The following is a 25,094-nucleotide window of genomic DNA, read 5'->3' as shown; positions in this document are numbered from 1 at the left end:
ATCATTCCGCCGCCGCCGCCTTCTTCTTGGCAGGGGCTTTCTTTGCAGCGGGTTTCTTCGCCGCGCCCTCCTTCTTGGCCACCGCCTTCTTGGGCGCGGCTTTCTTTTTTCCGCCCTTCTTGGCCGGAGCGGCAGCAGCCCGCGCGTCGATCAACTGGGCCGCTTCCTCCAGCGTCAACTGATCCTTGTCCACTGTCTTGGGCAGGGTCGCATTGGTCGTGCCGTCAGTGACATAGACGCCGTAGCGTCCTTCCATCAGCTTGATTTCAGCTTCCGTGCGCGGATGCGCGCCCAATATCTTCAAAGGCTCCCGCCCGGCGCTGCGCGGGCCGCGATTGGCGGCTTCGGCGAGCTTGACCACCGCGCTGTTCATCCCGACCTCGAAAATCTCCGACGTCGATGCCAGCCGCCCATATTTGCCGTCATGCAGCAGATATGGACCAAAACGCCCGATATTGGCCACGATCGGCTTGCCGGTTTCGGGATGCAGGCCAATCTCGCGCGGCAGGCTCAGCAGCCTGACCGCCCAGTCGAGCGTCAACTCGCCATCGGGCAAGTCTCTTGGGATCGACCCGCGCTTGGCCTCCTTGCCTTCGCCCATTTCGATATAGGGGCCAAAGCGGCCGGACTTCTTGACGATGTCCTGCCCGGTCTCCGGGTGCTTGCCCAATATTTCCGGGCCAGTATCCTCGCCATCCTTGCCGCCGGGCTGGCCGAATTTGCGGGTATATTTGCATTCGGGATAGTTGGAACAGGCAATGAATGCGCCAAAGCGGCCGCCGCGCAGCGACAACTGTCCGTCAGCGCACAGCGGGCAGGCGCGCGGATTGCTGCCGTCCGCTTTGGGCGGGAACAGCATCGGCTCCAGAAACTTGTCCAGCGCGGCGGTGATGTCGCTCGGCTTCTGTTCCATCACCTCGGCGGTCTTGGGCTTGAAATCCTTCCAGAAGGCTTCCAGCACCGCCTGCCACTGCGCCCGGCCGCCGGAAATATCGTCCAGCTCGTCCTCAAGGCCTGCGGTGAAATCATAGGAGACATAACGCTCGAAAAAGCGCTCCAGAAAGGCCGTCACCAGCCGCCCGCTCTCCTCGGCGAAAAAGCGGTTCTTTTCGACCCGCACATAGTCGCGGTCTTTCAGCACCTGCAACGTCGATGCATAGGTGGACGGCCGCCCGATCCCCAATTCCTCCAGCCGCTTGACCAGGCTGGCTTCGGAATAACGCGGCGGCGGCTGCGTGAAATGCTGCTCGGCGCTCACCTTCTTCTTGGCGGGCGCATCGCCCTCGCTCATGCGCGGCAGCAGCTTGCCATCTTCATCGTCGCTATCGTCGCGGCCTTCCTCATACAGGGCCAGGAAGCCGGGAAAGATGACCACCTGTCCCGTCGCGCGCAGCGTATGCGATCCGGTGGCGTCGCTCATGTCGATCGTGGTGCGCTCCAGCCGCGCCGACGCCATCTGGCTGGCCAGCGCCCGCTTGAACACCAGGTCATAGAGGCGCGCATGATCGCCGCTGCCCACCTTGTCGCGCGAAAAATCGGTCGGACGGATGGCTTCATGCGCTTCCTGCGCATTTTTCGCCTTGGTCTGGTAGATGCGCGGCTTGTCCGGCACATAGCCGCCATCATAGCGCTGCGCGATCGCGGCGCGGGCGGCGGAAATGGCGCTGCCGTCCATCTGCACGCCGTCGGTCCGCATATAGGTGATCGCGCCATCCTCATAGAGTTGCTGCGCGATCCGCATCGTGTGGCTGGCGGAAAAGCCCAGCTTGCGGGCGGCCTCCTGTTGCAGGGTCGACGTCGTGAAGGGCGGCGGGGGATTGCGGGTGAGCGGCTTGGTCTCGACCTTCTCCACCGTGAAGCGCCCGGCCTCGACATCGGATTTGGCCGCCATCGCGTCGCCCTCGCGACCGATCGTCAGCCGCTCGATCTTCTCGCCCTTCCAGCGGACGAGGCGCGCGGTAAAGGCGGTGCCGTCCTGTTCCATCTCCGCTGCGACCGACCAATATTCCTGCGGGGTGAAGGATTCGATCTCGCGCTCCCGCTCGACCACCAGCCGCAGCGCGACCGATTGCACCCGGCCCGCCGACTTGGCGCCGGGCAGCTTGCGCCACAGCACGGGCGAGAGGGTGAAGCCGACCAGATAATCGAGCGCCCGGCGCGCGCGATAGGCGTCGATCAGATCCTCGTCCAGCGCGCGTGGCTTGGCCATCGCGTCCAGCACGGCGGCCTTCGTGATCGCGTTGAAGGTCACACGGTCCACTTGCGCCGGCAGCGCCTTCTTGGCACGCAGCACCTCCTGCACATGCCAGCTGATCGCTTCCCCCTCGCGATCAGGGTCAGTCGCCAGGATCAATCGTGACGCGCCCTTGGCTGCGTCGCTTATGGCCTTGAGCTGCTTGCCCTTGTCGCCATAATTTTCCCACTGCATCGCAAAGCCGTCATCCGGGTCCACCGACCCGTCCTTGGCGGGCAGATCGCGGATGTGACCGTAACTGGCCAGAACATGAAAATCCCCGCCCAGATATTTCTCGATAGTCTTGGCCTTGGCAGGCGATTCGACGATGACAAGCTGCATTTACGGCCCCGGAATTTGATGCCTCACACGTACGCGCGAGTCTGGAAGGCGATGACGGCGGGCGTCAAGCGGTGCGTGTGATTAGGGGAGAAGGCGGGGGAGCGCTAGCCCCTTGGCTCTGCCGTCATGCCAGCGAAGGTCGGCATCTCTGGTGATAAAAGAGTTGGGGGAACTATTGGCTCCGTTCGTTTCGACTGGGCGTCATTCCTCACCGCAAACGCACCCGTCCCCCCGCCAGCCGGTCCAGCCGCTCGGCCAGTTCCAGTTCCAGCAGCACGGTCTGCACCACCGCCGGGCTAAGCCCGCTCAGCCGGATCAGTTCGTCCACCGGCACCGGCGCATGGCCCAGCAGCGCGATGACGGCGCTGCGTTCGCCCGCCGCGACATCGCTCGATACCGGCTCACCGGCGAAATCGAAACTGCCCTGCCGCACCATGCGAATGTCGATGCTGCCCACCGCCTCCAGCACATCGTCGGCATTCTGGATCAGGGTCGCGCCCTCGCGGATCAGCTGGTTGCAGCCTTGCGCGCGCGGATCGAGCGGCGATCCGGGCACCGCCATCACCTCCCGCCCCGCCTCGCCCGCCAGCCGCGCGGTGATGAGCGAACCCGATTTGGGCGCGGCTTCGACCACAACCGTCCCCACCGCCAAACCCGCGATGATCCGGTTGCGCGCGGGAAAATGGCGCGCCAGCGGCTGCACGCCGGGCGGATGTTCGGTCACCAACAGGCCGACATCGGCGATCTGCGCCTGCAAATCGCGATTTTCCGGCGGAAACACCACGTCCAGCCCGCAGGCGATGACGCCGATCGTCCCGCTGCCCACCGATCCCTGATGCGCCGCCGTGTCGATCCCCCGTGCCAGCCCCGATACGACCACCGAGCCGCGCTGCCCCAGATCCTGCGCCAGCGTCCGCGCGAAGCGTATTGCCGCAGCCGATGCATTGCGCGCGCCGACCATGGCGATGCAATGGCCCGCTGCCAGCGCCGCGTCCCCGCGCACGATCAGCGCGGGCGGCGCGCCCTCAAACTGGTCGAGCAGCGCGGGATAGTCTGCGTCCCCCATCAACAGGTAACGCGCGCCCAAGGCCCGTGATGCGGCAATCTCCCGCTCGACCGCGCCTGCATCGGCAACGCTTGCCTTGCCGCCGCCGCGTGCCGCCAGATCGGGAATGGCGCGCAATGCAGCCCCCGCCGTGCCGAAGCGCGCCAACAATTGCCGATAGCTGACCGGGCCGATCCGGGGTGAGCGGATGAGCCGCAGCCGGTCGAACCGTTCCTGCTCGCTCACCCTTTGCCGGACCCGATCTTGGGTTCCGTCCCCTGCATCAGCCGCGCGATATTGGCGCGATGCCGCCACAACAGGATCAGCGCCATCGCCAGCGCCACGGGCACCAGTTCGATCCGCCCCATGAACCATAGCGCGATCGGCGCGCTAACCGCCGCCGCCATGCCGCCGACCGACGACCATTTGGTCCCGAACAGCGCCCCCAGCCACACTGCCGCGAAGATGCAGCCAGCGGGCCAGTGCAGCGCCGTCACCACGCCCATCATCGTCGCCACGCCCTTGCCCCCGGCAAAGCGCAGCCAGACCGGATAGCAATGGCCGATAAAGGCCGCGGCCCCCGCCATCGGCCCTCCTCCGTCGATCAACGCCGCGCCGATCAGCACCGCCGCCGCGCCCTTGAGCAGGTCCAGCAGCAGCGTCGCCGCCGCCAGCCCCTTGCGCCCCGTGCGCAGCACATTGGTCGCGCCGATATTGCCGGAACCGATCTGCCGCAGGTCGCCCGCCCCGGTAAGGCGGGTCAGCAACAGGCCAAAGGGGATGGAACCCAGCCCATAGCCAAGCAGCAGAACGCACAGGGGAAGCAGCCAGGGAAAGTTCATATTCTCGCCGATGATGATGGGGCAGACAGGATGGTCAGGCGACCATAGCGTGACGGGCGGCGCGGGCAATGGTCAACCGCAACCTCTCATCGGCTTCGCTTGATTTATGCCTGCGCGCCCGTCAATCTGGCGACCTCCCAGCGACGGACTTGCCATGACCGACAATGCCTCGTTCGATCCCTTCAGCAGCCTCGTCCACAACTGGACGACGATGGCGCTGGCACCGCAGAAATTGTGGCAGTCGATCAACGGCGGCTGGTCGTTCGGCAACATCATCGTCAACGAAAATAATTCGAGCGCGCCGCAGACCGAACAGGCGATCGTCGCGCAGGAAAGCTATGGGCGGCAGATCGGCAAGTTGCTCGACGCGGTCGATACGCTCGCCAGGCGGCAGCCGGACTGGTCGGACACGGAGCCGCTAAAGGCCGCCATCGACCTGAAGATCAGGGTCGACGGCGTGAAGCTGGCCATGGCGCAGCGGCGGATTGACCAGTTGCGCGGCGATCTGGAACTGCTGCGCGCCGCCGGCCCGGCCGACCAATATGATGCCAGCGTCGCGGCCCTGCGCAAGTTGCTGGCGGAACTGCCCGAAACAGGGGATTGAACCGAACGGGCGTTGACACCCCCGCCTGTTCCCGCGACATGTCCCTCCATAATGACGGTCGCGCCAGAAGCTCCCATCCTCTTTTTCGATTCCGGCGTGGGCGGGCTGTCCATCCTCGCCCCCGCCCGCGCACTGATACCGACCGCGCCGGTCGTCTATGCCGCTGACAGCGCCGGATTCCCCTATGGCACCAAGAGCGAGACGGAGATCGCCGCGCGCGTTCCGGCGCTGCTGGGGCGGCTGGTGGAGCGGTACCGCCCGCGCCTCGCCGTCATCGCCTGCAACACGGCATCGACCATCGCATTGAGCCATGTGCGCGCGGCGCTCGACATTCCGGTCGTCGGCACTGTGCCTGCGATCAAACCCGCCGCGCTTGCCTCTAAAACCCGCGTGTTCGGAGTATTGGGCACCGACGCCACCGTGCGCCAGCCCTATGTCGACCGGCTGGCCGCCGAACATGGCGCGGACTGCATCATGCTGCGCCATGGCTGCGCGGCATTGGTGCAACTGGCCGAAGCGAAGCTGCGCGGCGAACCGCTCGACCCGGCGATCGCCCGCGCCGCACTGGCGGGCCTGACCGACCAGCCGGGCGGGGACCGCATGGATACCGTGGCGCTGGCCTGCACCCATTTTCCGCTGGTCGAGGAAGAACTGGCCGCCGCTGCATCGCGTCCGCTGACCTTCGTTCATGGCGGCGAGGGGATCGCCCGGCGCATCGCGTTTCTGACGCAGGGCCAACCCTGGCCGGACGCTCCGGCTAACGGCATCGCCGTATTCACGCGGGTGGATGACCATGTCCGCGCGCTTGCCCCGGCGCTTGCCCGCTATGGCCTCGACCGGATCGAACAGCTCTGATTCTGTCTCTTGGACAAAAGGTCCGATATGATTGATCGGTATTTCCCCTTATGTCTGCGAACGGTTAGCGCTGGTAAAGCGCGGCATCAATCGGTAAACGCCCGCTATAAGTAGAATGTGGGCAGTCTAGGGTTAGGGCGAGCGTGAACTACAAGCATATCTTTGCGCAGGCGATCGATCGTCTCCATGAAGAAGGCCGGTATCGGGTGTTCATCGATATCCTGCGCAACCGGGGCGCCTACCCCAATGCGCGCTGCTTTCACGGCCATAATGGTCCCAAGCCCATCACCGTCTGGTGTTCCAACGACTATCTGGCCATGGGCCAGCATCCCAAGGTCGTGGCCGCGATGGAAGAGGCGCTGCACGATGTCGGCGCCGGGTCCGGCGGCACCCGCAATATCGGCGGCAACACCCATTATCATGTCGATCTGGAAGGCGAACTGGCCGATCTGCATGGCAAGGAAGCGGCCCTGCTGTTCACGTCGGGCTATGTCTCGAACGAAGCGACGCTCTCTACCCTGGCCAAGCTGCTGCCGGGCTGCATCGTCTTTTCCGATGAACTCAACCATGCCAGCATGATCGCGGGCATCCGCAATTCGGGCTGCGAAAAGCGGGTGTTCCGCCACAATGACGTCGACCATCTGCGCGAATTGCTGGCGGCCGAAGATCCCGAAGCGCCCAAGCTTATCGCGTTCGAAAGCGTCTATTCGATGGACGGCGACGTCGCGCCGATCGCCGCGATCTGCGACCTGGCCGACGAGTTCAACGCGCTGACCTATCTGGACGAAGTTCATGCCGTGGGCATGTACGGCGCGCGTGGCGGCGGCATTTCGGAACGCGACTCCGTCGCTGACCGGCTGACCATCATCGAAGGCACGCTGGGCAAGGCGTTCGGCGTGATGGGCGGCTATATCGCGGCTGACCAGATGATCGTCGATGTGATCCGCAGCTATGCACCCGGCTTCATCTTCACCACTTCGCTCTCCCCCGTGCTGGTCGCGGGCGTGCTGGCCAGTGTGCGCCATCTGAAAGGCTCCAGCGAGGAACGGGACGGGCAACAGGCATCCGCCGCCCTGCTCAAGCAGTTCATGGCTGATGCGGGCCTCCCCGTCATGGACACGGTCACCCATATCGTGCCGCTGATGGTGGGCGATCCGGTCAAGGCCAAGCGGATCAGCGACATTCTGCTCGCCGAATATGGCGCCTATGTGCAGCCGATCAACTATCCCACCGTCCCGCGCGGGACCGAGCGCCTGCGCTTCACCCCCGGCCCGGCCCACACCGAAGCGATGATGCGCGATCTGGTCGCGGCGCTGGTGGAAATCTGGGACCGGCTGGATCTTGAGTTGCTTGAACGCAAGGCAGCGTAAGGGCAGGTTTGCGCAGAGCAGCACTCTGATAGAACCCGAAAACGTAAGATAGCCAGTCTTGAAACGTAATTTGCCTACTTGTGTAACATCATTTTTCAGCAGAAAGATGATGATGGGGTTTCACAGGGGGCAAAAATGGCACTTAACACTGCTCAACTGACATTGATCGAACAGCGGATTACCAATCAGGGACCAAGCGTGGCTGTAGCTTACTTGCTTTGGTTTTTTCTTGGTATCATATCCGGGCACCGTTTTTATCTAGGCCGACCTGCCAGCGCAATTTTGCAGATAATATCGTTTCTCATCTTGGTCGGCTTCATCTGGCTCTTGATCGATGCATTTCTGATTCCGGGAATGGTACGGGATAAGCAGGATGGTATCCGTCAGCGACTCATGACTGACATGATGGCCCATGGAGCCGCCTGATCAAGCCTCGAAATCTACTGCGCAGGTCAGTGTTCAGTCCAGGCTATGCTTCCTCTAATCGCATAGCTCCGATACATGGAATGACAGGACGGTTCTCCACCAACTGAATGCGCCAGCCGTTGGACCGCAGCTGCCAGGCCCGGGCGCGGCGTTACGTGGAACCGCGCCAGCCATCCAAACAGGACCGCGCGCCACGCTCCGGGCAAGCCTTCCTGCTGGCCGAAATCCACAACCTCCAGCCTGCCCCCCGGCGCGACGCATAGCGCGGCCTGTTGCAACGCTGCTTCCCAGTCGGGGATCATCGACAGCGCATAACTGATGAACACGCGATCGAAGGTCGCCCGCCCGAACAGAGCCTGCGGATCGAAATCCACGGCATCCCCCCGTGCCAGTCTGACGCGGCAGGCCATGCCCACCCGCTCAACCGAAATCTGCGCAGTGTCCAGCATCGCCTGCGAAATATCGACGCCATAGAGCCGCGCATGGGGCCATGCCTTGCCAACCGCGATCAGATTGCGTCCGGTGCCACAACCGATTTCCAGCACGCTGCCGCCCGAAGGCGGGGCAAGGTCGGCGATCAGCCCATCGCGCCCCAGCAGATAATATTTGCGCGTTATGTCATAGATATGCCGTTGCCAGCGATAGGTGCCGTCCATCAACCGTCCATGGTCGCTCATCATGACTCCTTCAGCACATAGAGATGCACCCCGCCATAGATGGCCGATCGGTCGCGCGCCGTGTAATCAAGCGACGCCTGCGCCTGATACGCCCACTGGTCCATCACCGCGTCGACAACCCGTCCGGGCAGGATGCTCGGTTCGCCCGCCGTGCGGAACAGCACCCGCGCGCCCGGCTTCGCCGTCCGCGTGATCTGCGCCCACAGCACGTTCAACTGATCGTCATCCATCCAGTCCTGCGCATCGAGCAAAATGTAGCGATCCGCCGAGGCGGCCGGCTGATCGCGCAGGAAATCGGTGAAATTGACATGGCGCACATCGACACGGTCCGCCCGCGTCCGCACCGCGTCATGATTGGCCGCCTGCAAATAGGGCGGCAATGGCCCCGCGCCCGCCGGGTCATTGGCGGCATAGCCGCGCCCGAAGGCCTGGACCGCGAAATAATTATCCTTCATGTCAAAGTCGCAGGCCAGTTTCTTTAGCCGCGCTTTGAGCACCGCGTCCATCCGGTCGTCCCCGGCCAGCGCCTCGAACTGCGCAGGCGGAATGCCCAGCCCGAACAGTGAGGCAGGCTGGCTGGTCAGCCAGCGCACAAACGCCTTGTCGAAAATCGGGGCCAGTTCCGCGTCGAAAATCGCGCGCTGCTCCGCCAGCGTCGTGGCGTCCAGCATCCGCCGCGGATTGACGCCATGCAACCGCGCCAGCAGATGCGCCGCGCCGATGAAGCGCCCCAGCAGGCCATGTTTGTAGATGCCCCGCGCAAAGCCGCCGATCCGCCGCCGCCCGATCAGGTCGCGCCCTTCCCAATAGCGCCGCGTCGCTTCATCCAGATGCGGCGCGACCATCTCCCGATAGGCCGCGATATTCTCGCGGCTGTCCGCCTGCGCGAAAAACCGGTGAAAGGCGGCGTGGTCCGGCAAGGTCCGCGCCGCCATCAGCTTCAGCCGGTTGAGCGCGATATGGGCGGTGTTCAGGTCCACGGCCGTGATCTTCGCGGGATCGGCAGTCAGGTAGGACAGGACGTTGCAGCCCCCCGACGCGATCGTCACCACATGGCAATCGGGCGTGATCGCCAGTGCCTCCATGTCCACCGCCGGATCTTCCCAGATCTGGGCATAGACCAGCCCCCGGAACGCGAAGGTAAAGGCACGCTCCAGCAGCCCCTGCTTGGACAGATGCCGGTGGCGATGCACCGCGCGCGTGATCTTTTTATGGGCCGGTGCCGCCATGCTGTTCAAGCCTCCTCGCTATCGGGTCGTGGCGTGGCCCATAGGGCAACTGCGCGTCGGCACCGTGACGATAGCGTTACGTCCCTGTTACCAGCAGGCCTGTTACCAGCTTGCGGAACCGGCGGCGTGCTCACATCTTCTGGTCATCTATGGCCCATTGGATCGAACCCCACCCCACCGGCATCTATGTCCGCCCTGCCGATGCGTGGATCGACCCGTCAGTCCCGCGCGAGCGCGCATTGGTGACGCACGGCCATGCCGATCATGCGCGCGGCGGCCATGGCCATGTCTGGGCGACGCGCGAAACGCTGGCGATCATGGGCCTGCGCTACGGCACGGCATCGGGCACGCCGGTCGGCTATGGCGAGGAAATCCGGCTGGGCGGCGTCACCATCCGCTATGTGCCCGCAGGCCATGTCCTGGGATCGGCGCAGATCGTCCTGACCCATGCAGGCGAGCGGGTCGTCGTCACGGGCGATTACAAGCGCCGGCCCGACCCCACATGCCCGCCGTTCGAGCCGGTGCCGTGCGACATTTTCGTGACCGAAGCGACCTTTGGCCTGCCCGTGTTCCGCCATCCCGATACCGGCAGCGAAATCGACCGGCTGCTCGCCGCGCTTCACGCCAACCCCGATCGCTCCGTGCTGGTCGGCGCCTATGCGCTGGGCAAGGCGCAACGGGTCATCTGCGAATTGCGCGCGCGCGGCCATCACGACCCGATCTACCTCCACGGGGCAATGGAGCGCATGTGTAATCTCTATGTCGAACTCGGTGTCGAGATGGGCGACCTGCGCCCGGCAACCGACGTCGCGGCAAAGGAGATGCGCGGCGCGATCATCGTCGCGCCGCCATCTGCGCTCAATGACCGCTGGAGCCGCCGTCTGCCCGACCCAATCACCGCCATGGCATCCGGCTGGATGCGCGTGCGCCAGCGCGCCCGGCAGAAGAATGTCGAACTGCCGCTGATCCTGTCCGACCATGCCGACTGGGACGAGTTGACCGACACGATCCGCGAGGTTGCACCGACCGAAACCTGGATCACCCATGGGCGCGAGGAAGCTTTGCTCCACTGGTGCATGACCCATCAGATCAGGGCGCGGGCGCTGGCGCTGGTCGGGCGGGACGATGAGGAGGAGGAAGGGTGATACACGGCAACAATCCATGTGCTCCCGTGCAGGCGGGAGCCCAGTCCTGCCGTTGCGCCAGTAAGCGATGTCCGAACTGGGCTCCCGCCTGCGCGGGAGCACGTAAGTGAGACCCTTCTCCCAACTGCTCGACGCCCTCGTCTACACCCGATCGCGCAATGGCAAGCTGGCGCTGATCGCTGCCTATCTGCGGTCAGCGCCGGACCCGGATCGCGGCTGGGCGCTGGCTGCCCTCACCGGCAATCTCGATCTCAAGGCGGTCAAATCCTCGGCCATTGGCGAAATGATCCGCGCCCGCGTCGATCCCGTCCTGTATGAAATGAGCCGCGACTATGTGGGCGACCTGGCCGAAACCGTCGCCCTGCTCTGGCCGACGCCGCCGGGCGAACCGCCGGACCTGGATGATGGCACGCTGACACTTGCTGCCGTGGTCGATCGCCTCCACGCCACCAGCCGCGCCGCAGCGCCCGACGCCCTGGCGCAGATGATGGACCATCTCGACGCATCAGGCCGCTTCGCCCTGCTCAAACTCGCCACCGGCGGCCTGCGCGTCGGCATTTCCGCCCGCCTTGCCAAGACGGGCTTCGCGCAGGCATTCGGGCTCGACGTCGATGATGTCGAGCAGGTCTGGCACGCCTTGTCGCCCCCCTACACCGCCCTGTTCGACTGGGCCGAAGGCCGCGCGCCGCGCCCCGACCCGGCGGGCACGCCCTTCTTCCGCCCCTTCATGCTCGCCCACCCGCTCGAAGCCGACAGCGTGGATTTGGCGGACTATGCCGCCGAGTGGAAATGGGACGGCATCCGCATCCAGATCGTCGGCACGGGCCCGGAACATGGCAGGCAAACGCGCCTCTACAGCCGCGCGGGCGACGACATTTCAGCGAGCTTCCCCGAAATAGCCGCCGCCTTCACCGGCCATGCCGTGCTGGATGGCGAATTGCTGGTGCGAGGTGAATTTCAGGGGGGCGAAGCGGCCAGCTTCAACGCCCTGCAACAGCGCCTTGGCCGCAAGCTCGTCAGCGCCAAAATGCAGGCGGACTATCCCGCTTTCGTGCGCCTGTACGACCTGCTGCTGGAGGGCGACGAAGATTTGCGCGCCCTGCCCTGGGAACAGCGCCGTGCCCGGCTCGAAGCCTATATGCCCCATCTCGACGCGACGCGGTTCGACCTGTCCGCCACGATCGACGCTGCCGATTTCGACGCGCTCGCCGACATTCGGGCAGGCGCGCGCGACGCCGCGATCGAAGGCGTAATGCTCAAACGCCGCGACAGCCCTTATGTCGCCGGGCGCAAGGCCGCTTTATGGTATAAATGGAAACGCGATCCGCTGACTGCCGATTGCGTCATGATGTACGCCCAGCGCGGCCATGGCAAACGCTCCTCCTTCTATTCCGATTACACCTTCGGCTGCTGGACGCCGGACGGAGAACTGCACCCGGTGGGCAAGGCCTATAGCGGCTTCACCGATGAGGAATTGAAATGGCTGGACCGCTTCGTCCGCCAGAACACCGTCGCCCGCTTCGGCCCGGTGCGCGAAGTGGAAAAGACGCTGGTGCTGGAAGTCGCCTTCGACAGCATCCATGACAGCAAACGCCACAAATCCGGCCTCGCCATGCGCTTCCCCCGTATTGCTCGCATCAGGCGGGACAAGCCAGCGGCGGAGGCGGATACGGTGGAGGGGCTGAAGAAACTGGTGCGCTGACCCAAAAACAAACGGGCCGATGGCAAGGGGGTGAAGCCATCGGCCCGTCGGCCATCACATCATTTCTACAGCGATCAAGGCATCAAAACCGTGTCGATGACGTGGATGACACCGTTCGACTGATTGACGTCGGCAATGGTGATCTTGGCCGATCCGCCCTTGGCGTCGGTGACATACCAGTCCTTGCCCTTCTGCCAGACGGTCAGCGGTTCGCCCTGGGCGGTTGTCAGCACAGCCTTGCCGCCATTGGCCGCAGCCTTGGCCGCAATGTCCTTCGCGTTCATTTTGCCGGGCACGACATGATAGGTCAGTATGCCGGTCAACTTCGCCTTATTCTCCGGCTTCAGCAGCGTATCGACCGTGCCTGCGGGCAATTTGGCGAAAGCGGCATTGGTCGGCGCGAACACGGTAAACGGCCCGGCGCTCTTGAGCGTGTCGACCAGACCGGCGGCCTTCACTGCGGCTACTAGCGTCGTGTGGTCCTTTGAATTGACTGCATTGTCGACAATATCCTTGGTCGGATACATCGCCGCGCCGCCGACCATCGGGTTCTTGGCCATTTGCGCCTGCGCGATCCCGCTGCCGCTGGCTGTCAATATCACGCTGGCAAGCGCGATCGTCATGGGTGAAAATTTCATGGGGGCATCCTTCCGCTATCCTGGCATCCCAAAGGTGTCGGGATGCGCGGTTGATACGTTTGAGAGCAGCGAATGGGTGCAAGGCATGACCTAAAGGACATCAGGGCAGGCAGCGCAATTGCACTGCGTCTTTGCGCTGTCATCCCAAGCCCCTATATGGGCGCTTTCGCGGGGTGACCGCGCACAGCATATGGAGACGAGATTGAGCAAGGTTCTGGTCATCGGCGCGGGCGGCGTCGGGTCGGTCGCGGTGCACAAGATGGCGATGAACAGCGATATATTCTCGCACATCACGCTCGCCAGCCGCCGCATCGTCAGCTGTGAGAAGGTCGCCGAATCGGTGCTGGCCCGCACCGGCGTCACCATCGACGTGGCGCAGGTGGATGCCGATGATGTCGCCGCCACCATCGCGCTGATCGAAAAGGTACAGCCCAGGCTGGTCGTCAATCTGGCCCTGCCCTATCAGGATCTCAACATCATGGACGCGTGCCTCGCGACCAAGGTGGATTATCTCGACACCGCCAATTACGAACCGCGCGACACGCCGAAATTCGAATATGGCTGGCAATGGGCCTATCAGGAACGCTTCAAGGAAGCGGGCATCATGGCGCTGCTCGGCTCCGGTTTCGACCCCGGCGTCACCAGCGTATTTGCCAGCTACATCAAGAAGCATTTGCTCGACACGATCGACACGCTCGACATTCTCGATTGCAATGGCGGCGACCATGGCCAGCATTTCGCCACCAATTTCAATCCGGAAATCAACATCCGCGAAGTGACCGCCCCGTCGCGTCACTGGGAAAACGGGCAGTGGGTCGAAGGTCCGGCGCTCAGCCACAAGCAGACATTCGATTTCGATCAGGTCGGCCCCAAGAATATGTACCTCATGTATCATGAGGAACTGGAAAGCCTGGCCAAATTCTATCCCGAAATCAAACGCATCCGTTTCTGGATGACCTTTGGCGACGCCTATTTGAAGCATCTGGAAGTGCTCCAGAATGTCGGCATGACCCGGATCGATCCGGTGATCTACGAGGGCAAGGAGATCATCCCGCTCCAGTTCCTCAAGGCCGTGCTGCCCGAACCGTCCAGCCTGGGTTCCACGACCAAGGGCAAGACCAATATCGGCGACATTGCCACCGGCACCAAGGATGGCGTGCAGAAAACCGTCTATGTCCTCAACGTCTGCGATCATGAGGATGCCTATGCCGAAACCGGCAATCAGGCGGTCAGCTACACCACCGGCGTCCCCGCCATGATCGGCGCAGCGATGATGCTGACCGGCGCATGGCGCGGCGAAGGCGTGTTCAACATCGAACAGTTCGATCCCGACCCGTTCATGGACATGCTCAACAAGCATGGCCTGCCCTGGCAGGTGAAGGAACTGGACGCGCCGCTGGCGTTCTGAACCGTTCGCCCTGAGCGAAGTCGAAGGGCTCGCCTGAGCGCAAGCGAAGGCATCTCACTAGCGTTCGATGTAGGGCTTCGACTTCGCTCAGCCCGAACGGAGAGTTTATGGAAACCAAAGCCGGCGATCCCGCCGCCTTCGCCCATTTCGACCTGTATCGCGTCCCCTCGCCCGCCTTCGTGGTGGACGAGGCCGCGATCCGGCGCAACCTTGCCATCCTGGCCGACGTTCGCGACCGCGCAGGCATCAAGATATTGGGCGCGCTCAAGGCGTTTTCGATGTGGTCGCTCGGCAGCGTCATGGGCGAATATCTCGACGGCGTCTGCGCGTCCGGCCTCTATGAAGCGCGCCTTGGCCGCGAGGAATATCAGGGCGAAGTCGCGACCTATTGCGCCGCCTATAAGCCTGCCGATCTGGCCGAAATCCTCAAGATTTCCGACCATGTGATCTTCAACAGCCCCGGCCAGATTGCGCGCTTCAAGCCGCAGATCGACGCCGCCCGCGCGGCCGGACACAGTTTCGACATCGGGCTGCGCATCAATCCGCAAAACCCGGAAGGCGAAGTCGCAAAATACGACCCTTCGCAGCCGCACAGCCGTCTGGGCTTCCCCGTCAGCCAGTTGACGCCCGATCATCTGGCTGGCGTGGACGGCATCCATTTCCATAATCTGTGCGAACAGGATCTGGCGCCGCTGGAGCGCACCTGGGCGGCGGTCGAACCGCATATCCTGCCGCACATCGCCAGCCTCAAATGGCTCAATTTCGGCGGAGGCCACCATATCACGCGCGCCGATTATCAGCGCGACGATCTGGTCGCCTTCCTGCAACGGATCAAGGCGCAGACCGGCCTCACCCTCTATCTGGAACCGGGCGAAGCGATGGCGCTCGACGCGGGCATACTGGTGGGCGAAATCCTCGACGTCATCGACAATGGCATGGCCGTCGGCATCACCGACATTAGCGCCACCTGCCACATGCCCGACGTGATCGAGGCGCCCTATCGCCCCGCCATGCTGCACGAGCCATCGGACGGCCCCGTCACGCGCCTTGGCGGGCCATCCTGCCTGGCGGGCGACATTATCGGCGACTATCGAGTCCCCGGCGGCGCGGAACCGGGCGCGCGGATCGCCTTCCTCGACCAGGCCCATTATTCCATGGTCAAGACCAATACATTCAATGGCGTTCCCCTGCCTGCCATCTGGCTCTGGGATTCAACCACCGACAAACTCACGGAAATTCGCGCTTTTTCCTATTCGGATTTCAAGGCTCGCCTCTCCTGAGGCACGCTTCGTGGAGCCGCGTGCAACAAAATTTGCACATACGCTTTACAGGGGGACCCCCTACGCATATAGCGACCGTCCGCTGCCCCATGGGACTTCCACCGCAAGGCAGCTTTTTATGCCCACGAACGACACTGGAGGTCCCTTGAATTGCACAAGCATCCTAGCGCGCTGGGGGTAGCGACCACCCTCACACCGGCAGCACCGGTAACGCTGATTCGCCCGCAGGCTGCGGCCCGCGCCGCCCGATTCTTCGTCGAGAAGTTTCCGGGGCGCTCGCTCTATGCCGTAAAGGCCAATCCCTCGCCCGATTTGCTTCGGACGTTGTGGGACAATGGTATTTCGCACTTTGACGTCGCTTCCATCGCGGAAGTGCGCCTTGTCGCGGAAACGCTGCCGGACGCGAAGCTGTGCTTCATGCATCCGGTCAAGGCTGAAGAAGCCATCGCCGAAGCCTATGCCGTCCATGGCGTACGCACCTTCTCGCTCGACACGATCGACGAGCTGGAAAAGATCATGCGCGCGACCAATGGCGCGACGGATCTGGAATTGTGCGTCCGCCTGCGCGTGTCGTCGGAACATAGCGAGCTGTCGCTGGCGTCGAAATTCGGCGCGGAACTCGGCGAAACCCGCGAATTGTTGATGGCCACCCGTCAGGCCGCCGACGCGCTTGGCATCTGCTTCCATGTCGGCAGCCAGGCGATGAGCCCGCAGGCCTATAGCGATGCGATCGAGCGCGTCCGCGCGGCGATCGTCGACGCGGCAGTCACGGTCGACATCATCGATGTCGGCGGCGGCTTCCCGTCGGTCTATCCGGGCATGGAGCCGGTTGCGCTGGAAAATTATTTCGACGCGATCCACCGTGGCTTCGAAAGCCTGCCGGTCAGCTATTCGTCGGAACTGTGGTGCGAGCCTGGCCGCGCGCTGTCGGCGGAATATAGCTCCATCATCGTCCGGGTAGAGCGCCGTCGCGGCACCGAACTCTACATCAACGACGGTGCCTATGGTGCCTTGTTCGATGCCGCGCATATCGGTTGGCGTTTCCCCGTCGCGTTGCTGCGTGACGAGGAAAGCGACGCGGCGATGACTGGCTTCTCCTTCTATGGTCCGACCTGCGACGATATGGACCATATGGTCGGCCCGTTCATGCTGCCCGACGATGTCGCCGCTGGCGATTATATCGAAATCGGCATGCTGGGCGCCTATGGTTGCGCCATGCGTACGGGTTTCAACGGCTTCACGGCGGAAACCGTGGTCGAAGTAGCGGACGAGCCGATGGCCAGCCTCTACGCCGAGCCGGTCCCTGCCCGCCGTCGCGCGACTGTCATCAAGCTGGGCTAAAAGGCTCAAGCTCCCCTTTGGAGAGGGTGCCTGTCCCTCGCTGCTTCCACCGCAGCGAGGGACAGTTTTTATCGGCGGAATATCCCCACCATCTCGACATGGGTGGACCAGCGGAACTGGCCGACCGGGCGGACCTGATCCAGCCGGTATCCGCCGCCCACCAGATGCACGGCATCGCGCGCAAAGCTTGCCGGATTGCAGGACACATAGGCGATTACCGGCACACTGGACGCGGCCAGTTGCATGACCTGCTCCCGCGCACCCGCGCGTGGCGGGTCGATGACCACGGCGGCAAAGCGGTTCAGTTCTTCTGGCGTCAATGGCCGGCGGAACAGGTCGCGATGGTCCGCCACCATCCGCCGCTGCGCCCTTTGCCCCGCCAGTTTGAGCGCCAGCACGACATCGCGCGCGCCCTCCGCCGCATAGACCGGGCGCGAAGCCCCCAGCGCCAGCGCGAAAGTGCCAAGGCCGCAAAACAGGTCCGCCACCGCGCCCGTGTCCGGCATGGCCTCACGTACCGCGCCCACCAGCGCCGCTTCGCCATCGGGCGTCGCTTGCAGGAAGGAAAAGGGCGAAAACGCCACCGGCACGCCACCGAATGTCACCGTGGCCGCTTCGGGTTCCCAGCGGGTCTGCGGGCCATCGCCTTCATCGATCGTCAGGCGCGCCAGACCCTGCGTCCGCGCAAAATCGCCCAGCCCCTCGTCCGCCTCCAGCCCTTCGACCTTCACCCCTTCCAGCAACAGGTCGACGCCCTGGTCGATCAGCGACATGCGGACATGCGCCGCCCGCTTGTCGGGCAGGATCAGCCGCAACAGTTCGCGCAGCGGCGCCAGCAGCGCAAACAGCCGCGGGTCCAGCACCGCGCACATGCTCAGGTCGATGAGCTTATGGCTACCGGATTCGGCAAAACCGATCGTCACCGTCTTGCTCGCCCGCACCGCGCGCAGCGAGGCGCGTCGCCGCGTCATGGGTGGCGAAAGATGCGGCGCCAGCACCGTTTGCGCGACAATGCCCTGCCCCGCCAGCGCGCCGACCACACGCCCGGTCACGAAGTCCGCCAGGCTCGCTTCATCGACATGCTGCAATTCGCAGCCGCCACAGGTCGGGAAATGGACGCAGGGCGGTTCCACACGATGTGGCCCGGCGATGGTCGTGCCATCGGTCAGCAGCCGGTCGCCCGGTGCCGTCAGCGCGGCGTGGCGTCCATCGGCGGTGATGCCATCGCCCTTGGCAGCGATGCGGATGATGATGTCTGGATCAGTGTCGGTCACAATCGCGCGGCGATAGCCGCTGGCAGCGCTGCAAGCAAATCATCGGCGATAAAAGCCGCGCCCGCCCGTCGCGCAGCATCGCCATGCAGCCACACCGCCTCGCCCGCCGCACGAAAAGCATCGTGCGTCACCACCAGCCGCCCGGCGACCAGCCCTGCCAGAACGTCGCCCGTTCCGGCGGTGGACAGCCAGTGCGACGAACCCGACGCCACTGCAACGCGCCCGTCCGGGGCCGCGATCACGCTGTCCGCGCCCTTATATATCACGATCGCGCCGCTCCGCTCCGCCGCCGCCCGCGCCCGGTCGATCTTGCTGCCCGGCAGATTGCCGAACAGCCGCGTGAATTCGCCCTCATGCGGGGTCAGGATCGCGCCATCGGGTATCTGGTCGACGTCGATCAGCGTCAGCGCATCGGCGTCCAGCACCAGCGGATGACCATGGGTCAACACTGCCTCCAGCCGCGCCCGCGCCATGGCGTCGCGCCCCAGGCCCGGCCCGACCAGCACGGCCGCCAACCGGGCATCATCTAACGCTTCGCGCAGCGCATCGACGGTCTGCGCGTCCTGCGTGACGATGGCGTCGGCCCCGTGGCGCAGGCCATCGGCTGCCAGCCGTCGCACCATGCCCGCACCGGATCGCGCGGCTGCCTGCGCCGCCAGAATGCTAGCGCCTGCCATCGTCCCGCCGACGACGGCCACCAGGCCGCGCCGATATTTATGATCGTCCGGGCCAGGCGCTGCCAGGCGTGGCGGCATCAGCCGATGCACCAAGTCCGACGCCGGAATACCGATGTCGGCGCAGATCAGCCGTCGGACATGCCCCGCCGCCGGATAGAGCAGGTGGGCGGGCTTCAATGCCCCTAGCGCGATACAGATGCTGAAATGCGGCACGGCGGAAAGCAGCGCGCCGCTGTCGCTATCCACGCCGCTGGGCAGGTCGATGGCATAGCTGTGGCTGGCCGACGCGCTAAGGTCGCACAGCCGCGCCGCCACGGCCGGATCAAGCCCGCGCGACAGCCCTGTGCCGAACAGCGCGTCGACCAGTTGCGTGGCCGGGGCAGCGGTTGCGAGTTGCTCGACCGGCCCATCCCATCCCGCCTGCGCCCGGCGGCTCGATGGCGTGCCGCTTTCCCCCAGCACGGCGACCCGTACCGCAACGCCCCGCGCGCGCAGCAGCCGGGCGATGACGAAGCCGTCGCCGCCATTATTGCCCGGCCCGCACAGGATCAGCGTGTCGCGCAGTCCGCCCGCGCGCCAGATAATTGCCGCCGCCGCCGCGCCAACCTCTTCCATCAAGCCATAATCATCGACGCCAGCATCGAACAAAGCCTGTTCCGCGCTGCGCATCTGCTCTGCGGTCAGGATCGGCGTTCCGGCGTTCACGGCGCCGATCCGGCGACCTTCACCGGCAGGCGATAGCGGTCGCCGCCGATACGGATTTCGACCAGTCCGGTATCGACGATTTGCAACCGCGCCATCTCCGCGCCATCCGCCGCTTCCAGCCCACGACCGTCCGCCAGCACCCGAAAGCGGCGGAAACCGCCATCGGGATGACGGATCGTCAATATCTCACCTGTCCGCTCGATCTGGCAATCGCGTGCCCAGCCAGCGTCCGCGCCGATCGCACAATCGGCCTTGCCGTCATCGACCGGCGTAGCCGTCGCCTGCTGCGGCCCTGCCTCATTGCCCGGCTTGCCTGGCTCCCCGCCACAGGCCGCCAGCAACAAGCATCCGGCGATCAAAATCCTCATGTCAGTGCGCTCCTGCATGCCAGCACCACTGGGCCGATCAAATCGGCAAAACGCCGCTGCCCCGCCGCGTCACGCACCATATCCTGCCGCATCTCGATCCCCAGATAGGGAATGCCATTGGCCTCCGCATGGCGGTTCATCGTCGCGTTCAATTGCTGGCCCGAATAGGGCAACTGGTCGCCAACGATCAGCCCGGCCGCCTCCAGCATGGGGATTGCGATCCGCGCGGCGCGATCGTCCGCATTATATAATATGCCAATCTCCCACGGGCGCTTCTGCCCCGGATCGCTGGCCAGATTGGGCGTGAAGCTGTGCAACGACAGGATGAACGGCGCGGTCATCCCCTCCAGCAGCCGTTCGACCTGATGATGATAGGGATGGTGGAACCGCATCATCCGCTGGGCCAGGTCCGCGTCGCGATTGCCGGGGATGGCATGGCCGTCGCTCATCACCGGCAACAGGCCCGGCGCGTCCGGTTCGCGATTAAGGTCGATCACCAGCCGCGACGCGCCGCCCAATATCGCGGTGCAGCCCAGTTGCGCCACCAGCAGCGCGCTGACCTCCGCCACGCCGATGTCGATCGCGATATGATTGTCCAGCAACGCCGGATCGATGCCCAGGTCGATGTCATCGGGCACCCGCGCCGACGCATGATCGGCGATGATCAGAACGTCCAGCCCGCCGCCATCGATCTGCGTGAATGCCTCGCTCATGCCGTTCTGATCCGCGTTTCCATGATCCACCAGTCGCGGTGCGCCGCCTGCACCGCCATGGCCGCGTCCGCCATCGCCCCATCGCTGTCGAACAGCGCAAAGCAGGTCGCGCCAGACCCGGACATGCGTGCGAGCACCAGCCCGTCATGCCCCTCCAGCGCGCCGAGCAATTGCGCAATCACAGGCGCAGCGGCAATCGCCGGCGCCTCCAGATCATTGCGTCCATGCGCCACCAATGTTTCCAGGCTCGTGGCGTCCAGCGGCCCGCGATCCACCCGGTCCCAACCGTTGAAAACCTGCGCCGTCGATACACCGACCCCCGGATTGACGAGCAGCATCGCCATGCCGTCCAGCCCCTCGACAGGGTGCGGCCGGAGCCTTTCGCCGCGTCCTGTCACCATCTGCGTCACGCTGGCGACGCAGGCGGGCACGTCCGATCCCAGATCGAGCGCCAGCCCCGCCAGCTCCTCAGCCTCAATACGCACGTCCCACAATCGCGCCAGCAGACGCAGCGTCGCCGCCGCATCCGCCGAACCGCCGCCAATGCCTGACGCTACCGGCAAAATCTTGGTCAGGCGGATCGCCGCGCCGCGCTGAGTCCCCAGATAGGCCTGCAACGCCCGCGCCGCCTTCATGACCAGATTGTCCGGCCCCTCCTCCAGCGCGCCGCCGAACGGCCCGTCGATGACCAGATCGATCGCCCCGTCATCGGTCGCCACGGCGCTCAGCCGGTCGCCATGTTCGGCAAAGGCGAACAGGCTTTCGAGCGCATGATAGCCATCGTCCCGCCGCGCCCGCACATGCAGCGCGACATTCACCTTGGCATAGGCGGTCTCGATCATCAGGCCCGCGTCCAGATCAGGGTGCGGCATATTCTGGCTTCAATCCCTGCTCCACCTTGGCCGCGATCCGCTCCGCGCCGTCCCCTTGCGCAAAGAGGGAGGCCGCCGACCAGGCATAGCGCGCCTCATACCGCCGTCCCGCACTCCACAGCGCATCGCCCAGATGCTCGTTGATCGTCGCATCCGCCGGCGCGCCCGCCGCCGCCCGCTCCAGCACCGGAACCGCGCCAGCAACATCGCCTGTCACATAGCGCGCCCAGCCCAGCGAATCGGCAATAGAGGCATCCTGCGGCTTCAGCGCGCTCGCCTTCTTGATAAGGTCCAGAGCCTCCGCAACATTCTGCCGCCGCTCGATCTGCGCATAGCCCAGATAATTGAGCACCACAGGTTCGTTCGGGGCCAGCGCCATGGCCCGCTCCAGCACGACGCGCGCTTCATCCCAGCGTTCGCCCTGTTCCAGCGCGCTCCCTTCGAAGAGCAACAGCGCCCAGGGCACTTGGCCGTCACCATAGTCTGCCTGCGCTGCCCGGAACGCCGCGGCCGCACCGTCAAAATCATTCATGTCGGCCAGCAACCGGCCCAACCGCACCTGCCGTTCGCTGCCCGCGCCCGGTTCCGCAGCCAGCGATCGCGCCAGTGCCAGCGCCGCCTGCCTGTCGCCCGCCGCCGCCAGCGCATCGACCAGCTCTGCCTGACCCAGCGCGCCATACCAGCCATCGACCGGGATCTTGCGCGCCTCCGCCACGCCGCCCTGCGCCAGCCCGCCCGCACTCAGCAGGCGCGCGGCGACCAGCTGCACCTCCGTCCCGCCCGGATCGGCAAAGGTCGCGATCCGCGCCAGCCGGACGCTCAGCGCCATGCCGCTATTGTCCGACGCGATGTCGGATGCCAGCCGCGACAGCAAACGCGCATAACCCTGAACCGGCGTGACCGCCGCCGCCTTCACCTTGCCGCGCGTCAGATCGGCCCGCGCGCGCGCAAACGTCGCCTCGCCCGCCGGGACCAGCATCAGCGCCTCCGCCTTCGCCCCGCGCGCCGCCAATTGCGCCGCCAGCGTCAGGCGCAACGCCGCGCTTTCGCCGCCACGCAGCGCGATCGCGCGCCGGATCGCGGGCACCGCCGCCGCTACATCGCCGCGATCCAGCGCCTGCAAGGCCAGATGTTCATCGACATAACGCTGCGCCAGCGCCGCAAAACGGTCCTGAGCCGCGACGACCGGCGCGACATAATGGCCCTCGCCCAGCGTGATCCAGCTGGTGATGATGGGTGCAAGGAAGGAGAAATTGCCTTCCTCCACCATCCGCGCCGTCAGCGCGCGCGCGCCTGCCCAGTCCTTGCGCCCCAGCGCCTCGCCGATCAGCAGCAGCGTGCCGTCACGCGGCAGCGCACCCTGCTCCTCCAGCAACGCGGCGGACCGCAGCGCCAGCGCCCGGTCGCCGCTCTCCAGCGCCTGGACATAGGACCGGCGCGCCACATCCACGCTGTCCGGGTCGAGCGTCAGGGCGGTGCGGTAATTGTCCACCGCCAGCGCCATCGCCCCATCCCCGTCCGCCAGCCGCGCGCGCGCATAGGCGTGCAGCGCAGCTTGCGGATCAACCGAGGCTCCGGCGGGTGCAGCCACCGGAATCGTCAGCATCAGGAACGGGATCAGGCGCTTACATATTGGGATAGTTTGGTCCTCCACCACCTTCGGGGACGACCCAGTTGATATTCTGGGTCGGGTCCTTGATGTCGCACGTCTTGCAATGCACGCAATTCTGCGCGTTGATCTGGAACCGGGGATTGCCCTCTTCCTCACCAACCACTTCATATACGCCTGCGGGACAATAACGCTGCGCCGGCTCGTCATAAAGGGGTAGATTGTAACTGATGGGGATCGCTGGGTCCTTCAGCTGCAAATGAACCGGCTGGTCCTCTTCATGATTGGTGTTGCTCAGGAACACCGAAGACAGGCGATCGAAGCTGATCACGCCATCGGGCTTGGGATAATCGATCTTGGCGCAGGCATCCTTGGGCCAGATTTTCTCATTGTCCGGCTTATGCTTCATCGTGAAGGGCAGGCCGATCTTGAGCGTACGCATCCACATATCGATGCCCGCCAGCATCGTACCGATCGTGCCGCCAAATTTGCTCAGCAGCGGTTCGGCATTCTTGACCAGCTTCAGCTCGTCCGCGATCCAGCTGGAGCGCAGCACATCCTCATAATCGGTCAGAACGTCGCTGCCGCGCTGGCTCTGCACGGCGGCAAAGGCCGCCTCGGCCGCCAGCATGCCCGATTTCATGGCGGTATGCGTGCCCTTGATGCGCGGCACGTTCACAAAGCCCGCCGAACAGCCGATCAGCGCGCCGCCGGGGAATACCAGCTTGGGGACCGACTGCCAGCCGCCTTCGTTGATCGCCCGCGCGCCATAGGAGACGCGCCGCCCGCCTTCCAGATATTTGCGGATTTCCGGGTGCTGCTTCCAGCGCTGGAACTCCTCGAACGGGTAGAGGTGCGGGTTGCGGTAGCCCAGCCCGACCACGAAGCCCAACGCCACCTGGCCATTGGCCTGATGATAGAGGAAGCCACCACCATAGGCGTCGGTCAGCGGCCAGCCCTGCGAATGGATCACCAGGCCCGGCTGATGCATGGCGGGATCAATATCCCACAATTCCTTCATGCCGATGCCATAGACCTGCGGCTCGCATTCCGCGTCCAGCGCGAATTGCCGCTTCAATATCTTGGTCAGGTGCCCGCGCGAGCCTTCGGCAAAGAAGGTATATTTCGCGTGCAGCTCCAGACCGGGCTGATAGTCGCCCTTATGATTGCCTTCCCGGTCAACACCCATATCGCCTGTGGCCACGCCCTTTACGCTGCCATCCTCATGGTAGAGGATCTCGGCCGCGGCAAAGCCGGGGAAAATTTCGACGCCCAGACCTTCGGCCTGCTCCGCCAGCCAGCGGCACAGATTGCCCAACGACCCGGTATAGGTGCCCTTGTTGTGCATCCACCCCGGCGTCATGATGTGCGGCATCGCCATCTTGCCGGTCTTGGTCAGGAACCAGTGCTGATTGTCGGTGACCGGCGTTTCAGCGAGCGAACAGCCCATCTCGCGCCATTGCGGCAGCAATTCGTCCAGCGCCCTGGGGTCGATTACCGCGCCCGACAGGATATGGGCGCCGATTTCCGACCCCTTTTCCAGCACGCACACGCCCAGTTCCTGCCCCGCGTCATTGGCCAGTTGCTTCAGCCGGATCGCGGCTGATAGCCCCGCCGGTCCCCCACCGACGATGACCACATCATAGGGCATCGATTCCCGTTCGCTCATAAACCCTCCATTGAGCCACCGGCGGGCTGCACCCCGTCCATCCGGTCGCCTTATTACTCCAACACTTTAC

22 protein-coding genes are annotated in these 25,094 nt (G+C 64.6%); 9 read left to right on the top strand and 13 right to left on the bottom strand.

Features of this window, described 5'->3' with window-relative positions; all coding sequences use genetic code 11:
• Position 1: 1 nt before the first annotated feature.
• From topA to plsY, 3 genes are all read right to left on the bottom strand, one after another.
• Positions 2-2,575: a type I DNA topoisomerase gene (topA, locus tag SX1_RS04475; RefSeq protein WP_019052099.1), complete on the bottom strand. Its 2,574-nt coding sequence runs from the start codon at positions 2,573-2,575 to the stop codon at positions 2-4.
• Between the two features lie 208 nt (positions 2,576-2,783).
• Positions 2,784-3,866 carry a DNA-processing protein DprA gene (gene dprA, locus SX1_RS04470; protein WP_019052098.1) on the bottom strand — a complete coding sequence of 361 codons (1,083 nt, stop codon included), beginning with the start codon at positions 3,864-3,866 and terminating at the stop codon, positions 2,784-2,786.
• Positions 3,863-4,462, bottom strand: a complete 600-nt coding sequence (plsY, locus tag SX1_RS04465) for a glycerol-3-phosphate 1-O-acyltransferase PlsY (protein WP_026149506.1) — start codon at positions 4,460-4,462, stop codon at positions 3,863-3,865. The genes dprA and plsY overlap by 4 nt, the downstream gene beginning before the upstream one ends.
• A 154-nt stretch (positions 4,463-4,616) precedes the next feature.
• On the opposite strand from plsY, the gene SX1_RS04460 reads away from it, so the two are divergent.
• The 4 genes from SX1_RS04460 (at position 4,617) to SX1_RS04445 (ending at position 7,717) form a co-directional block, all read left to right on the top strand.
• Positions 4,617-5,066, top strand: coding sequence for a hypothetical protein (locus SX1_RS04460; protein WP_019052096.1), 450 nt, complete (start codon positions 4,617-4,619; stop codon positions 5,064-5,066).
• Between the two features lie 51 nt (positions 5,067-5,117).
• Positions 5,118-5,921, top strand: coding sequence for a glutamate racemase (murI, locus tag SX1_RS04455; RefSeq protein ID WP_019052095.1), 804 nt, complete (start codon positions 5,118-5,120; stop codon positions 5,919-5,921).
• Positions 5,922-6,064: 143 nt separating this feature from the next.
• On the top strand, positions 6,065-7,291 hold the full coding sequence (hemA, locus tag SX1_RS04450; RefSeq protein ID WP_019052094.1) for a 5-aminolevulinate synthase: 1,227 nt from the start codon (positions 6,065-6,067) through the stop codon (positions 7,289-7,291).
• Positions 7,292-7,426: 135 nt separating this feature from the next.
• Positions 7,427-7,717 (top strand): TM2 domain-containing protein, encoded by a 291-nt coding sequence (locus SX1_RS04445; protein ID WP_026149505.1) that lies wholly within the window; start codon positions 7,427-7,429, stop codon positions 7,715-7,717.
• Positions 7,718-7,743: 26 nt separating this feature from the next.
• On the opposite strand, the gene SX1_RS04440 is transcribed toward SX1_RS04445, so the two are convergent.
• On the bottom strand, positions 7,744-8,394 hold the full coding sequence (locus SX1_RS04440; protein ID WP_019052092.1) for a class I SAM-dependent methyltransferase: 651 nt from the start codon (positions 8,392-8,394) through the stop codon (positions 7,744-7,746).
• Positions 8,394-9,623: a BtaA family protein gene (locus tag SX1_RS04435; protein WP_019052091.1), complete on the bottom strand. Its 1,230-nt coding sequence runs from the start codon at positions 9,621-9,623 to the stop codon at positions 8,394-8,396. Before SX1_RS04435 ends, SX1_RS04440 begins: the two co-directional genes overlap by 1 nt.
• 149 nt (positions 9,624-9,772) lie before the next feature.
• On the opposite strand from SX1_RS04435, the gene SX1_RS04430 reads away from it, so the two are divergent.
• Both SX1_RS04430 and SX1_RS04425 read left to right on the top strand, forming a co-directional pair.
• Positions 9,773-10,768: a ligase-associated DNA damage response exonuclease gene (locus tag SX1_RS04430; RefSeq protein ID WP_019052090.1), complete on the top strand. Its 996-nt coding sequence runs from the start codon at positions 9,773-9,775 to the stop codon at positions 10,766-10,768.
• 106 nt (positions 10,769-10,874) lie between these two features.
• Complete coding sequence (locus SX1_RS04425; RefSeq protein WP_019052089.1) at positions 10,875-12,470, top strand: cisplatin damage response ATP-dependent DNA ligase; 1,596 nt, start codon at positions 10,875-10,877, stop codon at positions 12,468-12,470.
• Between the two features lie 74 nt (positions 12,471-12,544).
• On the opposite strand, the gene SX1_RS04420 is transcribed toward SX1_RS04425, so the two are convergent.
• Positions 12,545-13,108: a fasciclin domain-containing protein gene (locus SX1_RS04420; RefSeq protein WP_026149504.1), complete on the bottom strand. Its 564-nt coding sequence runs from the start codon at positions 13,106-13,108 to the stop codon at positions 12,545-12,547.
• Positions 13,109-13,310: 202 nt separating this feature from the next.
• On the opposite strand from SX1_RS04420, the gene SX1_RS04410 reads away from it, so the two are divergent.
• From SX1_RS04410 to SX1_RS04400, 3 genes are all read left to right on the top strand, one after another.
• On the top strand, positions 13,311-14,516 hold the full coding sequence (locus tag SX1_RS04410; RefSeq protein ID WP_019052087.1) for a saccharopine dehydrogenase family protein: 1,206 nt from the start codon (positions 13,311-13,313) through the stop codon (positions 14,514-14,516).
• Between the two features lie 107 nt (positions 14,517-14,623).
• Positions 14,624-15,796, top strand: coding sequence for a carboxynorspermidine decarboxylase (locus SX1_RS04405; protein ID WP_017184460.1), 1,173 nt, complete (start codon positions 14,624-14,626; stop codon positions 15,794-15,796).
• Positions 15,797-15,946: 150 nt separating this feature from the next.
• Complete coding sequence (locus SX1_RS04400) at positions 15,947-17,137, top strand: type III PLP-dependent enzyme (protein ID WP_017184461.1); 1,191 nt, start codon at positions 15,947-15,949, stop codon at positions 17,135-17,137.
• 68 nt (positions 17,138-17,205) lie between these two features.
• On the opposite strand, the gene SX1_RS04395 is transcribed toward SX1_RS04400, so the two are convergent.
• From SX1_RS04395 to SX1_RS04365, 7 genes are read right to left on the bottom strand one after another with little or no spacing between them, the layout of a single operon-like run.
• A complete protein-coding gene (locus SX1_RS04395) occupies positions 17,206-18,411 on the bottom strand; it encodes a class I SAM-dependent RNA methyltransferase (RefSeq protein WP_019052086.1) in 1,206 nt (401 codons plus the stop codon).
• Complete coding sequence (locus SX1_RS04390; protein ID WP_019052085.1) at positions 18,408-19,793, bottom strand: bifunctional ADP-dependent NAD(P)H-hydrate dehydratase/NAD(P)H-hydrate epimerase; 1,386 nt, start codon at positions 19,791-19,793, stop codon at positions 18,408-18,410. The genes SX1_RS04395 and SX1_RS04390 overlap by 4 nt, the downstream gene beginning before the upstream one ends.
• Positions 19,790-20,161, bottom strand: coding sequence for a hypothetical protein (locus SX1_RS04385; protein ID WP_130752948.1), 372 nt, complete (start codon positions 20,159-20,161; stop codon positions 19,790-19,792). Before SX1_RS04385 ends, SX1_RS04390 begins: the two co-directional genes overlap by 4 nt.
• On the bottom strand, positions 20,158-20,874 hold the full coding sequence (locus tag SX1_RS04380; protein ID WP_019052083.1) for an N-formylglutamate amidohydrolase: 717 nt from the start codon (positions 20,872-20,874) through the stop codon (positions 20,158-20,160). Before SX1_RS04380 ends, SX1_RS04385 begins: the two co-directional genes overlap by 4 nt.
• On the bottom strand, positions 20,871-21,746 hold the full coding sequence (locus SX1_RS04375) for a 4-(cytidine 5'-diphospho)-2-C-methyl-D-erythritol kinase (protein WP_019052082.1): 876 nt from the start codon (positions 21,744-21,746) through the stop codon (positions 20,871-20,873). The genes SX1_RS04380 and SX1_RS04375 overlap by 4 nt, the downstream gene beginning before the upstream one ends.
• The gene (locus SX1_RS04370) at positions 21,733-23,352 is read right to left on the bottom strand and encodes a tetratricopeptide repeat protein (RefSeq protein ID WP_019052081.1); all 1,620 of its coding nucleotides are present in this window, start codon (positions 23,350-23,352) and stop codon (positions 21,733-21,735) included. Before SX1_RS04370 ends, SX1_RS04375 begins: the two co-directional genes overlap by 14 nt.
• Positions 23,353-23,371: 19 nt before the next feature.
• Positions 23,372-25,024 (bottom strand): electron transfer flavoprotein-ubiquinone oxidoreductase, encoded by a 1,653-nt coding sequence (locus tag SX1_RS04365; RefSeq protein ID WP_019052080.1) that lies wholly within the window; start codon positions 25,022-25,024, stop codon positions 23,372-23,374.
• Positions 25,025-25,094: the final 70 nt, after the last annotated feature.

The sequence above is a fragment of the Sphingobium xenophagum NBRC 107872 genome (genome assembly GCF_000367345.1).
Taxonomy (GTDB): Bacteria; Pseudomonadota; Alphaproteobacteria; order Sphingomonadales; family Sphingomonadaceae; genus Sphingobium; species Sphingobium xenophagum.
This window is presented reverse-complemented; position numbering and strand designations above follow the sequence as displayed.

What these genes read in the sequence shown, in the direction of transcription:
- topA (WP_019052099.1), bottom strand. Translation starts at nt 2,575, where the DNA reads ATGCAGCTTGTCATCGTCGAATCGCCTGCCAAGGCCAAGACTATCGAG.
- plsY (WP_026149506.1), bottom strand. Translation starts at nt 4,462, where the DNA reads ATGAACTTTCCCTGGCTGCTTCCCCTGTGCGTTCTGCTGCTTGGCTAT.
- SX1_RS04460 (WP_019052096.1), top strand. Translation starts at nt 4,617, where the DNA reads ATGACCGACAATGCCTCGTTCGATCCCTTCAGCAGCCTCGTCCACAAC.
- murI (WP_019052095.1), top strand. Translation starts at nt 5,118, where the DNA reads ATGACGGTCGCGCCAGAAGCTCCCATCCTCTTTTTCGATTCCGGCGTG.
- SX1_RS04445 (WP_026149505.1), top strand. Translation starts at nt 7,427, where the DNA reads ATGGCACTTAACACTGCTCAACTGACATTGATCGAACAGCGGATTACC.
- SX1_RS04440 (WP_019052092.1), bottom strand. Translation starts at nt 8,394, where the DNA reads ATGAGCGACCATGGACGGTTGATGGACGGCACCTATCGCTGGCAACGG.
- SX1_RS04435 (WP_019052091.1), bottom strand. Translation starts at nt 9,623, where the DNA reads ATGGCGGCACCGGCCCATAAAAAGATCACGCGCGCGGTGCATCGCCAC.
- SX1_RS04430 (WP_019052090.1), top strand. Translation starts at nt 9,773, where the DNA reads ATGGCCCATTGGATCGAACCCCACCCCACCGGCATCTATGTCCGCCCT.
- SX1_RS04420 (WP_026149504.1), bottom strand. Translation starts at nt 13,108, where the DNA reads ATGAAATTTTCACCCATGACGATCGCGCTTGCCAGCGTGATATTGACA.
- SX1_RS04405 (WP_017184460.1), top strand. Translation starts at nt 14,624, where the DNA reads ATGGAAACCAAAGCCGGCGATCCCGCCGCCTTCGCCCATTTCGACCTG.
- SX1_RS04385 (WP_130752948.1), bottom strand. Translation starts at nt 20,161, where the DNA reads ATGAGGATTTTGATCGCCGGATGCTTGTTGCTGGCGGCCTGTGGCGGG.
- SX1_RS04380 (WP_019052083.1), bottom strand. Translation starts at nt 20,874, where the DNA reads ATGAGCGAGGCATTCACGCAGATCGATGGCGGCGGGCTGGACGTTCTG.
- SX1_RS04375 (WP_019052082.1), bottom strand. Translation starts at nt 21,746, where the DNA reads ATGCCGCACCCTGATCTGGACGCGGGCCTGATGATCGAGACCGCCTAT.
- SX1_RS04370 (WP_019052081.1), bottom strand. Translation starts at nt 23,352, where the DNA reads ATGCTGACGATTCCGGTGGCTGCACCCGCCGGAGCCTCGGTTGATCCG.
- SX1_RS04365 (WP_019052080.1), bottom strand. Translation starts at nt 25,024, where the DNA reads ATGAGCGAACGGGAATCGATGCCCTATGATGTGGTCATCGTCGGTGGG.